General features: G+C 61.1%; 10 protein-coding genes. 7 read left to right on the top strand and 3 right to left on the bottom strand.

Annotation, left to right across the window (positions count from 1 at the left end):
- The 6 genes from VF436_RS00280 to VF436_RS00255 form a co-directional block, all read left to right on the top strand.
- Positions 1-240, top strand: a 240-nt coding sequence (locus VF436_RS00280; protein WP_330901956.1) for a hypothetical protein, incomplete at its 5' end; no start/stop codon positions are given.
- A 580-nt stretch (positions 241-820) separates the two neighbouring features.
- The gene (locus VF436_RS00275; protein ID WP_330901955.1) at positions 821-1,126 is read left to right on the top strand and encodes a YciI family protein; all 306 of its coding nucleotides are present in this window, start codon (positions 821-823) and stop codon (positions 1,124-1,126) included.
- The gene (locus tag VF436_RS00270; protein WP_330901954.1) at positions 1,123-1,380 is read left to right on the top strand and encodes a BolA family protein; all 258 of its coding nucleotides are present in this window, start codon (positions 1,123-1,125) and stop codon (positions 1,378-1,380) included. The genes VF436_RS00275 and VF436_RS00270 overlap by 4 nt, the downstream gene beginning before the upstream one ends.
- A gap of 140 nt (positions 1,381-1,520) precedes the next feature.
- Positions 1,521-5,021 carry a chromosome segregation protein SMC gene (gene smc, locus VF436_RS00265; protein ID WP_330901953.1) on the top strand — a complete coding sequence of 1,167 codons (3,501 nt, stop codon included), beginning with the start codon at positions 1,521-1,523 and terminating at the stop codon, positions 5,019-5,021.
- 14 nt (positions 5,022-5,035) lie between these two features.
- On the top strand, positions 5,036-6,100 hold the full coding sequence (gene zipA, locus VF436_RS00260; RefSeq protein ID WP_330901952.1) for a cell division protein ZipA: 1,065 nt from the start codon (positions 5,036-5,038) through the stop codon (positions 6,098-6,100).
- A gap of 468 nt (positions 6,101-6,568) precedes the next feature.
- Positions 6,569-7,423, top strand: a complete 855-nt coding sequence (locus tag VF436_RS00255) for a hypothetical protein (protein ID WP_330901951.1) — start codon at positions 6,569-6,571, stop codon at positions 7,421-7,423.
- Between the two features lie 130 nt (positions 7,424-7,553).
- Here VF436_RS00255 and VF436_RS00250 read toward each other — a convergent pair whose 3' ends face one another.
- Positions 7,554-8,651, bottom strand: coding sequence for a hypothetical protein (locus VF436_RS00250; RefSeq protein WP_330901950.1), 1,098 nt, complete (start codon positions 8,649-8,651; stop codon positions 7,554-7,556).
- A 192-nt stretch (positions 8,652-8,843) separates the two neighbouring features.
- Complete coding sequence (locus tag VF436_RS00245) at positions 8,844-9,821, bottom strand: aldo/keto reductase (protein ID WP_330901949.1); 978 nt, start codon at positions 9,819-9,821, stop codon at positions 8,844-8,846.
- Positions 9,822-10,078: 257 nt separating this feature from the next.
- Here VF436_RS00245 and VF436_RS00240 point away from each other — a divergent pair, with 257 nt between their 5' ends.
- On the top strand, positions 10,079-10,960 hold the full coding sequence (locus VF436_RS00240; RefSeq protein ID WP_330901948.1) for an aldo/keto reductase: 882 nt from the start codon (positions 10,079-10,081) through the stop codon (positions 10,958-10,960).
- 299 nt (positions 10,961-11,259) lie between these two features.
- Here VF436_RS00240 and VF436_RS00235 read toward each other — a convergent pair.
- Positions 11,260-11,770, bottom strand: a 511-nt coding sequence (locus VF436_RS00235) for a PepSY-associated TM helix domain-containing protein (protein WP_330901947.1), incomplete at its 5' end; no start/stop codon positions are given.

Here is an 11,770-nt window from a genome sequence, read left to right as displayed (position 1 = left end):
CGCGAAAGCGGCGGCAATACGGTTTCCTGGGACGCCGGGCGCATGATGCAGGTCGGCGATCAGGCGATCGGAGTACCGGTGCTCGCCAAGCTGTACGCGCAGATGAAAGACAAGCCGGTGCATGTCGATCTTGGCGGCGTGTTTGGCGAACTTGGGGTGTCGATGCCTGGCGGTCGTATCGTGTTCGACGACCATGCCCCGCTGGCTGCCTTGCGCAAACAGATGACGCGGCGGCGCTGAACACCTGAAGGGGGTCTGGAAAAGCATACCCTATTCGTCGTCCTGGCCAGGGCGGGGACGTCAATGACTTGGCTTGGTCCACGCCGCACGGTACACCCCCCAACGCCAGGGGATATCAGGCCGCCTGCACAGATTTGACCAGAGTATCCCTTGGAGATGGCAGGAAACTTGAAGTCAGGACGCAATAGTTGGGCGGTTTTGAGCGTGATGTTGCTCGCCGCCAGTCAGGGCGACAATGCACCCACAGGGCCGGCTCATCCTGCAAGCGACACCATGGCGCGGGCCGGTTTGTCGGCCGCTCCTTGTCCGCACTGCAAAATGGGGGCGAGAGTACTGCCGATATACCGCCGCAGGCGGTGTCGTGGCCACTTTAAAGAGCCCGATGGCAGAAGCGGGGAGGCAGGTCCGGGCGTTTGCGTCATCGCGGTGGTTTACGAAGGAGCCGTCGTCAGCCCGGATGGTTCCGGTTCGATGATCGGTTCACCCCTATATCCCGTCTCTCCCGCTACAGCGCACTGCAGCGCGCTCGCCACCCAACCGCTACAATGCTCGACCACCCGATTCCCCCAGGAGCTCCCCCATGTGGTTCGCGATCATTGCCCAGGATGTCCCTGATTCCCTGGACAAGCGCAAGGGCGCTCGTCCGGCCCATATCGAGCGTCTGAAGACGTTGCTCGACCAGGGACGGTTGTTCGTGGCGGGGGCATTCCCAGCGATCGAATCGGATGATCCGGGTCCGGCCGGTTTCACCGGCAGCATGATCCTGGCGCAGTTTCCCTCGCAGGCCGAGGCCGAGGCCTGGGCCAAGGAAGATCCGTACGTGGCTGCTGGCGTCTATGCCAGCGTCACCATCAAGCCCTTCCGCAAGGCGTTGCCCGCAGCATGAGCATGGTCGAGGAGATTCGCCAGCGCTTGGCTGAGGCGTTGGCGCCGGTGGAGCTGGACGTGCTCGATGAAGGCCATAAGCACGCCGGGCACGCCAACGAAGGCAAGGGGCATTTTCATGTGCGTATCGTTAGTATGGCCTTTGCCGGCCAACTGCCGCTCAAGCGCCATCGTATGATCTACGCTGCCCTGGACGGCCTGATGGATAAAGGCATCCATGCCTTGTCCATTGACGCACAGCCTCCCAAATCGTGATTCAAGTCAATTCAAGGGCTTGACGTGTAAACTGAAGGCTGTCTCTATTGCCGCGTGCATTGCGGGACTGGCCCGTGTTTGGCACAGTGCCTTGTCGCCCGATTGTCACGGGCCTACCCGATAGCCTCTTATCCAGCCGCATGCGCCTTACCACGATCAAACTCGCCGGCTTCAAATCCTTCGTCGATCCGACCACGCTCCATCTGCCGACTAACATGACGGGTGTGGTAGGTCCCAATGGATGTGGCAAGTCGAACATCATCGACGCCATTCGCTGGGTCATGGGCGAGAGCGCGGCCAGTCGCCTGCGTGGTGATTCGTTGACCGATGTGATCTTCTCCGGCTCCAATGCCCGCAAGCCGGTGGGGCAGGCCACGGTGGAGCTCATCTTCGACAACTCCGACGCCACCATCCAGGGCGAGTACGGTCAGTACGCGGAGATCTCGGTCAAGCGCCAGGTCACCCGCGACGGCCAATCCGGCTATTTCCTCAATGGCGCGCGTTGCCGCCGCCGTGACATTACCGACCTGTTCCTTGGCACGGGCCTGGGGCCGCGCAGCTACTCGATCATCGAGCAGGGCATGATCAGCCAGATCGTGGAGGCGGCGCCCGAGGAGCTGCGTACCCACCTGGAGGAAGCCGCTGGCATCTCCAAATACAAGGAGCGCCGCAAGGAGACCGAAAGCCGCATCAAGTCCACCCGTGAAAACCTCGATCGTGTGCGTGACGTGCGCGACGAAGTGGACAAACAGCTCGAACACCTCAACCGCCAGGCGCGTGCCGCCGAGCGCTGGAAGGCCTACAAGGAAGAGCAGACGCGCAAGGAAGCCGAACTGCGTGCGCTCGAATATCGTGGGCTGAAGGGCCAGCAGGATGGGGAGGGCGCGGGCCTGTCCGCCGCTGAAATCGAGATCGAGAAACACGTGGCTGGGCAACGCAACATCGAAGCCCAACTGGAGAGCGTGCGTGACCGCCATACCAGCGCCACTGAGCATCTCAATAGCGTGCAGGCCGAGGTCTACAAGGTCGGCGCAGAGATTGCCCGCGTTGAGCAGCAGGTTCGCTACAACCGCGAAACCGCCGATCGCCTGCAACGCGCCCAGGCCGATGCTGAGCGTGAGCAGGCCGAATTGGCCGAGCATATCGCCAACGATCGCGAACAGGTGGAGAAGCTGCGTACCGCATTGGCCGAGGGTGAGCCGCGACTGGAAGCCCTGCAACAGATGCAGGACGACACCGCCGATGCCCAGCGCGATACCGAGACCAAGCTCGCCGACTGGCAGCAGCGTTGGGACAGCTACACCCGCACGGCGGGCGAGGCCAGTCGCGCCGCTGAAGTCGAGCGCACCAAACTTGCCTACCTGGACCGCCAGGCTGTGGATTTGGCCAAGCGCAAGGAAGCCCTCGATACCGAGCAGAAGGCGACCGATGTAGCGGCGCTCGACGCCGCCGCCGAGCAACTGCACAACGAGCACGACACCCAGCGCGAGCGCGTGGAAACCCTCGGCGGCATGCTTGACCAGCACAAGCTGGCGCATGAGAAAGTGCTCGATGAAGAACGCCAGGTGCAATCTGCGCTCAACGAGGCGCGGCAGCAGTTACAGACCGCGCGTGGTCGCCAGGCATCGCTGGAAGCCTTGCAACACGCAGCCCTGGGCCAGGAAGAAAGTGCCGCCAGTGGCTGGCTGACCCGCCTGGGCCTGGACAAGGCGCGCCGTCTCGGCGAAGCATTGCAAGTCGAGGGTGGGTGGGAAACCGCCGTGGAAACCGCTCTGGTTGGCTTCATCGACAGCGTGCTGGTCGATGGCGTCAGTCATCTGGCCGGCGAATTCGCAGGACTGGAAAATGCCGATGTCGCGCTGGTCGACATGGCCGAGGGCGCGACTGGCATGCCAGGGACGCTCGGTGCCCATGTGCGTGGTCCGGCGGCGGCGATTGCCATCCTCAATACCGTCTTCACCGCTGAAAGCCTGACCGACGCGCAGCAGCGTGCGTCGAGCTTGGCGCCGTCGCAGTCGGTGATCACCCGCCAGGCCGAGTGGATCGGTCACGGCTGGGCTCGCATCCTGCGCGGGCAGGGCAATCAGGTGGGCGTGCTGGCGCGTGAACGCGAGATGCGTAGCTTGGGCGATCAGATCGCCACCCTGGAAGGTCGTATCGATGAGCTGACTGGCCGCCTGGACGAGTTGCGCACCGACAAGTTCGAGACCGAGCGCGCGCGCGACGATGCCCAGCGCGAGCTTTACAACGCACATCGTCGCCAATCCGAGCTTGCCGGTCAGTTGCAAAGCCATCGCGGCAAGGTTGAAACCGCACGTGCCCGCGCTGAAAAGGTGGCCGGCGAACTTGGTGAGCTGATCGCGCAACTGGACGAACTGCAAGGCAGCACGCGTGAAGCGCGCGCTCGCCTGGATGAATCGGTCGGCCACATGGGCGACCTGGAGGATCAGCGCCGCGAACTGGAAAACGAGCGCCGCGCCTTGCTCGAATCCCGCGAGGAAGCGCGTATGAACGCCCGCGAGGCTGCCGACCAGGCCCATGCGTTGGCATTGAGCCTGGAGTCGAAGCGTTCATCGCTCAGCTCGCTCGAACAAGCCTTGTCGCGCATGGACTCCCAGCACCGCCAGATCGACATGCGCCGCAACGAGATCGTCGAACAACTGGCCGCCGGCACCGATCCGATCGCCGAGTTGGAAGCTGAGCGACAGACCTACCTTGACCAGCGTCTGCTGGTGGACAAGCAACTGGTCGAGGCGCGTCGCGCGCTGGAAGATTGCGACGGCGAATTTCGCCGCCTCGATCAGGAGCGCCAGCGGACTGAGCAGATCCTCAACGGCCTGCGCGAGAAGCTATCCGAAAAGCGCCTGGCCGCCCAGGCCCTGCAACTGCGTGCTCAACAATTGGCCGAAGCCATCGCTGCATCCGGCCTTGAGTTGGAGCCGCTGCTGGCCGAACTGGCCGAGAATGCCGATGCCGGACAGTGGCGCAAGGACTTGGCCGATCTGGCGCAGAAGATCGTTCGCCTGGAGCCGGTCAATCTCGCAGCCATCCAGGAGCACGCCGAACAGAGCGAACGCAAGAATTACCTGGACAATCAGCTCGCCGATCTGGCTAGCGCCCTTGAAACACTTGAGGGCGCGATCAAGAAGATCGACCGTGAGACACGCCAGCGCTTCAAGGAAACCTTCGATCGCGTCAATGCCGGTGTCCAGGAATTGTTCCCTCGTCTGTTCGGTGGCGGCCATGCCTACCTTGAACTGACCGGAGACGACCTGCTCGATACCGGTGTAGCCATCATGGCCCGTCCACCTGGCAAGCGCGTGTCCAATATCACGCTGCTCTCCGGCGGCGAAAAGGCGCTCACGGCGGTATCTCTGGTGTTCGCGATCTTCGGCCTCAATCCTGCGCCGTTCTGCCTGCTCGACGAGGTGGACGCGCCGCTGGACGAAGCCAACGTCGGTCGCTTCTCCAATATGGTGAAGGAAATGAGCGAGAAGGTGCAGTTCATCTTCGTCAGCCACAACAAGGCCACGATGGAAGCGGCCTCGCAGCTGTGCGGTGTCACCATGCGCGAGCCTGGCGTGTCCCGCCTGGTGCAGGTGGACCTGGCCGAAGCGGCTAAACTTGCCGGCGCAGCATAAGGAGTTTTTTGCCCATGACGATTCAACCCACCATCGCGCTTGCCTGGAATCCCGCCGTCGGCATTCCCCTGGCCATCGTCGGCCTGATCGTGCTGGGCGTGATGTGGCTGTTCGGGCAGCCGAAAAAAGAACAGGGCACGCGTCGCCCATCGGCCGAAACGCCACGTAGTGAGCGCCGCGATCCTGGCTTTGGCGATCAGTCCCTGGAAGAAGACGACCTTTCCTTCAGTGCGCTGGACGAGGAAGACGAGGAGCCACGTCGCGAGCCCAGGATATTTGAGCGTCCGCCCCAGCCGCAGGGCGAACTGGACATGGGCCTGCGAGAGGAACTCGAGCGCCTTGGCGCCACGCTAACGGGTGATCGCGACCGGGTTGCTGCCGCGCCTTTGCCGCGCCCGTCAGGGCAGACTGCATCGATTATCGATGCTCTGCGCGCGCCATCCATGCCCGACGACAGCGTCGTTGAACCCAAGCCAGTAACGCTCTTTGCCGCTCCTGTGGCGGCTCCGGCGCAGCAGCCCGCGTCCGCGCCAGCGCCAGCGCCGGTACAGGCGCCTATGCCCCCACCGGCGGCGGCTCCAGCGCCCAAGGCGCCGATCAGATCTGATGTGGGGCGTCGCCCGGTGCAGATGCCGGTCGAGCGCATCGTCACGCTGTTCGTCGTGGCACGCGAGGGCTCGCTATTCAATGGTCCGGATCTCATCGTTGCCGCTGAAAAGGCCGGTCTGGAATTTGGCGACATGGGTATCTATCACCGTCTGGTTGACGGTAAGCGCGAGCGCGGGCCGATCTTCAGCGTGGCCAACATGCTCAAGCCTGGTAACTTCGATCTGGCTCGTCTGGATAACCTGCATACCCCAGGCCTGAGCTTCTTCATGACGCTGCCTGCGCCCATTCCCGCGCTTGACGCCTGGGATGCCATGCTACCCACGGCGCAGCGATTGGCTGAACTGCTCGATGGACAGGTACTCGACGAAGAGCGCAATGCGCTGGGTCGTCAACGCATCGCGCATATTCGCGACGAATTGCGTGGTTGGGACCGAGACCACGAAGGCGAAGAAATCACTTTTGGTCGCTGATCCCGGCGTGCTGTCTCAAGCACGGTGACGTCGAATCAAAGCATGTTCTTCGATCTGGTCATCGTCCCTGCAGCGGGCCGGAGCCATGGCGGGCGGTCGCGAGCACGACTCAACGTCTGTAAGCATCGTGCAAGGCTGATGCGATTCATCAACTGTACGTTTGATAAGTTCATCCTAACGGCACTCAGGACGGCATGGCGCGATGCATTCTTCAATGCACGCGTGCCCTCTCCTGGTGACGCCCGATGTCCTGGGGCATTGTCCACGGGTTATAGCTCAGTGGGTTGCAGCTGAAAACGAGTTAAATCAAAAGAAAGTTCTCGGTAGGAAGACGTACGCGTTTCCTGGCGATTTGTGAATGTGAGCACATTAACCAGCTCATGTAGTCGCATGCCTCACATGATGAAAACATCTCATGCACATCCTGATTCATACAGTCGTTTCAACTTTGACTGGGAGTGGACCCCGATGAAATCAGGCTCGCGCCTTCTGACGCCGCGCACCGCCGGCTGCCTGTTGCTCGCACTGCCGATGGCAGCCGCCAGCATGACTGCTTTTGCTGACGACGATTCTTCTCATTCTCCTGCGCTTGATCGCGTCAGTATCTGGGTGGGCGGTTACTATGCCAAGACCGACACCAACATCGGCGCCAACGACAAGAGCGATACCTTGCGCGGCCATGTGAACCTGGAGGATGCGCTGGGTTTCAATGACCATAAGACCGTTCCGCGTGCGCGACTGGATCTCCTGCTGGGCGAGCACCAGGGTCTTTCGTTTGACTACTACACGATTGACCGCGATCGCAGCAAGACGCTCAATGAGAACGTCAATTTCGGCGGTAACGATTTCCTCGCATCCGCACGCGTAAAGGGCAAGTTGGATTTCGACTTTGGCAGCGCCGCGTATCGTTGGTGGTTCGGCACCGGTAGCGACGTGTTCGGTGTTGGCCTGGGTGCGGCGTATTACGGCGTGCATGCACGCATCTCTGGCGAGGCCACCGCAGAGGGCCAGACCGCGCAGGCCACTGGCAGCTATAGCGACAATGCCTGGGCGCCCATGTTGCAGCTTGGCTGGCGCCATGCCTTCAGCGATCACCTGCGTATGTACATCGATGCGTCCGGCGTGAAGAAGAATGGTAGCGACCTGGGTGGTCATATCTATAACGGTGCGCTGGGTGTGGAGTGGTTCCCCTGGCAGAACGTGGGCTTCGGTGCCGAGTACAACTACACGCGCATCAAGCTGCACCAGGATCATCACAACTTCGACGATAGCCTGGACATGAAGTTGAATGGCCCGTCCGCTTACGTGCGCTTCCGTTTCTAACAGATCGGCTCGTACAAACGCTCCCGAAAGCCGCGGCCTTGTGCCGCGGCTTTCTTTCGCCGGGGGTGACATGCATGGTCGACATCGGCAGCAAAGGGCCGGCGCGTGTCGAGGCAAGCACGTTCCTCGCTCAATAGGCGAACGAATAGCGCACGGCCCGCCGGGCGATTTGTCGGGCAATCCCCGAACCATCGCGTCCCATGGGATGCCGGACCAGCTTGCTGCGGAGCGCCTGCGCAGCCGCCGTGGCACCGCTGTGCATAAGCAGCAGGCTGCGTGCCAGCATGCCCGACAAACATTCGCGATCCAGGCGCATGGCTTGTTCGGCGTACACCATGGCGTGGTCGACCTGCCCCTCATATAGGCACACGATGGCCAGGCCGCCGTAGGCTTCGGCAAATCCATTGTCCGCTTGGCAGGCGCGCTGGAAACGCGCCCTGGCCTGCGGCAACGCCTGATTGAGCAGATGCACCCAGGCCGAAGCGACCCAGACGCAAGCGCGCCCGTCGAGCAGCGCGGCAGCCTGGTCAAAGCAAAGCGTTGCCGCAGCGTAGTTGTCGTATTCGAGCAGGCACAGGCCTTCGCCCAGGCGAGCGCGTCCGCAGCGAGGCTGAAGTGCAATCGCGTGACGAAACCATAGCAATGCGCTGGAGTAGTCGGTTAAGTCCAGCGCCAGTATGCCGTTGGCGACACAGCCTTCATAAGTATCGCCGGCCAATTCGGCGTAGGCGTGAGCCTCATGGCTACGACCGTCATCGATCAGGATCGTGGCAAGCAAGCCGCAGATGTCCTGGCCATGCTGTATGTGCCCATGCCACTGCATGCCCAGCGTAATCGCTTCATCCAAGCGACCGAGTCTATGCAGCGCTCGCATGCGCAATGCGGCGGCTTCCGGGATAACCTGCATCAACGTGTCGTCGATCGATGCGACCACGTATTCGTGGCAATCTAGGCCGGCATGCGCGCAAGCCAGCAGGTAGACCGTCCGTAGGTCCTGCTCGTAGCCCAGCGCTTTGTCCAGGGCCTCGATGGCCGCCTCGTAATGACCTTGCGCGAGCAGGCTACGTCCCTTGAGTTGTTGCAACTCGGCCCTGCCTGGATGCCTCGATTCATATTGCGCAATCAGGCTGTCGCAGACGACGTAGTCACCATGGATATAAGCTTCGTCGGCAGTTGAGGCGATAAGTTGGGCACCGTGCAACGGCTGGCTTTCATAAGGCATCGTCATGATGCGGTGGTTTGAGCCGTATCGTGACGAGTCGAGTGGGCGGTCCATGATGGGTGTCGCGCAGGGGCTATATCAGCGGAGCGCCCAGATTCTCCCGCGGGCCGCTTTCATATCCATCGGAATCGTACGAAAAATCCGCCTGCATGTTCGTTTTGCCAGGAAATTTGCCTGTCCCAGGTTACCGGCCCTTGGTTAAAACCCTGCTACCCGGTGAGGTACATATGGCCTTTCAAGGGTCGCAATCTCCTCATCGCTCAGACGCAACGACAAAGCCGCCACGGCATCATCCAAGTGGTGCGGCTTGGAAGCGCCGACGATTGGTGCGGTCACCGGCGATTTCTGCGCGATCCAGGCCAAAGCCACTTGTGCGCGCGGCACACCACGTTGTTCTGCCACCTGGGCAACGGCTTCGATGACCTGGCGGTCAGCGTCAGCGGTCGCGTCGTATAAGGTGTGCCCATAAGCATCACTGTCCTGGCGCTCGCTGGATGCGTTCCAGTCACGCGTCAGTCGACCACGCGCCAGTGGGCTCCACGGGATGACGGCGATGCCCTGGTCCTGGCAAAAACCCAGCATCTCGCGTTCTTCCTCGCGATAGAGCAGGTTCAAATGGTTTTGCATGCTGACGAAAGGCGTCCATCCATGCTGACGGGATGTATAGATGGCCTTGGCAAATTCCCAGGCGTGCATCGATGAGGCGCCGATATATCGAGCCTTACCGGCTTTCACCACATCGTGCAGGGCCTCGAGCGTTTCCTCGATCGGGGTGCTGTGGTCGAAGCGGTGGATTTGGTAGAGATCGACGTAATCGGTCCCCAGGCGGCGCAGGCTGCTATCGATCTCGGCCATGATCGCCTTGCGCGACAGTCCGGCACCATTCGGGCCAGGACGCATGCGATTGAAAACCTTCGTCGCCAGCACCACGTCCTCGCGACGACTGAAATCCCGGATTGCCCGGCCCACGATCTCTTCGGAACTACCATCGGAATAGACGTTGGCGGTATCAAGGAAGTTGACGCCTGCTTCCAGCGCCTGCCTGATCAGGGGGCGGCTTTTTTCTTCGTTCAGTGTCCAGGTGTGATTGCCTCGGTCGGGCTCACCATAAGTCATGCAGCCTAGGCAAAGGCGGGATACTTCCAGGCCGGTAGAGCCAAACTTCACATATTCCATAAATGTTTCCTCGCGCAGACTGTCTCAAAGCGTGCAGCCTCTTGGCCACTTGCAACAAGCGTAGCGTGCCCCATGTGTGATGTGTATACACAAACCGCTGTGATCCCTTGAGGTCAGCGTAACGACTCGTCATGCACAACACGACACCGTATACGCAAGATTTTTCGTTGCCGCGGGCGGATCGGTCGACTTTCCTCATTCATGCGCGACGTCACTGATGTGTCCTCGCCAATCTCGCCAACATCCAAGGAAATCCCATGTCCATAGCAAACGCAGCTTCATCCGGCAGTTTCAAGATCGGTGGTGACATGCAGGTTCATCGGCTGGGCTTTGGTGCCATGCGCATCGTCGGTAACGGAGTGTGGGGCGAACCTGCTGATCGTGCCGAGGCGATTCGCGTGCTCAAGCGACTGCCGGATCTAGGCATTGATTTCATCGACACCGCCGATGCGTACGGTCCGGATATTTCTGAGTTGCTGATCAACGAGGCACTGCGCCCTTATAAAAATGTCGTCGTTGCAACCAAGGGCGGCCTCACGCGCACCGGCCCGAATGTATGGATTCCAGTAGGGCGTCCGGAGTACCTGATTCAGCAGGCGCATAAGAGCCTGCGTCAGCTTGGTGTCGAGCGCATCGACCTGTGGCAATTGCATCGCATCGATTCGAAGGTGCCGCGTGACGAGCAGTTCGACGCCATCAAGTCGTTGATCAAGGACGGCATCATCCGTCATGCGGGCCTGAGCGAAGTCAGCGTCGATGACATACAGGCGGCCGGCAAGTTCTTCGAGGTGGCTACGGTGCAGAACCGATATAACTTGGTCGATCGCACCAGTGAACATGTGCTCGACTACTGCGCACAGCACAACATCGGCTTTATTCCGTGGTTCCCGCTCGCGGCAGGTGACCTGGCCAAGCCCGGTTCGCTGCTCGATACGCTGGCCAAGCAACATGGCGCCGCACCGAGCCAGATCGCGCTGGCCTGGGTGCTCAAGCGCAGTCCGGTCATGTTGCCAATTCCCGGCACCTCCAAGGTCAAGCACCTGGAAGAAAACGTCGCTGCGGTGGATATCAAGCTATCCGATGAAGAATTTGTCGCGCTGGACAAAGAAGGCAAGGCAGCCTTCGCCAAAACCTCCTAAGGAGCGACTTCAGAGAACCTCTAAAACCCCATCCTATCCGTCGTCCCGGCGCAGGCCGGGACCCAGTGACTTTGCTTTGAGGGAGCAAAAGGCTCTGGATTCCGGCCTGCGCCGGAATGACGACTTCGATGAGAGGTTTTTAGAGATTCCCTTCAGTCGCGAAGCAAGCCGCGACGAGGTCGCGGCTTGGTGGTTTTAAACCCTCAATCGGCGAGTGAATCATAGATTGCATCGCGACTGATTCGCTCCCACGCGTGTTGTGATGGAATCGCGGCCTGTGGAACGCACCGATCACTTATTCATCCGCGCGTTCGTGCTGCGGGCCGCTTGCGACGCGCACGCCAGAAGAGAAACCCGGTCACCAGCATGAAGCTTGGCATCGCACCGCCGATCACGGCTAGCGTATGCCACACCGGACCGCCGACAGCAGCCGAGTGAATCGGAAACAGGGCATTGGCCAGTCGTCCGCCAAAGCCGAGCCGATTGGCATCCTCGCCGCCCACGACTTGTGCCTGAAACGGATCTAACCATACCGAGCTGCGACCGACAGGATTCCATTCGCCTGGGCGTCGCATGCGTATTACCAGCGCAGTACCGGTCTTCACCGGCAGGCCGATGCGTGTCAGTTGAGCATCCGGTGCCGCGGCTTGCGCGGCGACCAGGACAGCAGCCCAATCGATACGGTGATCAGCGCTTGCACCAAGTTTCGGAGGTTTGGCGGGAGCCGGTTCGCCAAAGGCATGCATCAGGCCCTGGCGCACCGCGCCTCGGTACGCCATCGTGCAGCCGGTGCCGATCATCACCAAAAGC

The sequence above is a fragment of the Dyella sp. genome (genome assembly GCF_036384435.1).
GTDB lineage: Bacteria > Pseudomonadota > Gammaproteobacteria > Xanthomonadales > Rhodanobacteraceae > GSA-30.
The sequence above is the reverse complement of the archived record's forward strand: the minus strand, read 5'-3'. Positions and strand labels throughout refer to the sequence as shown.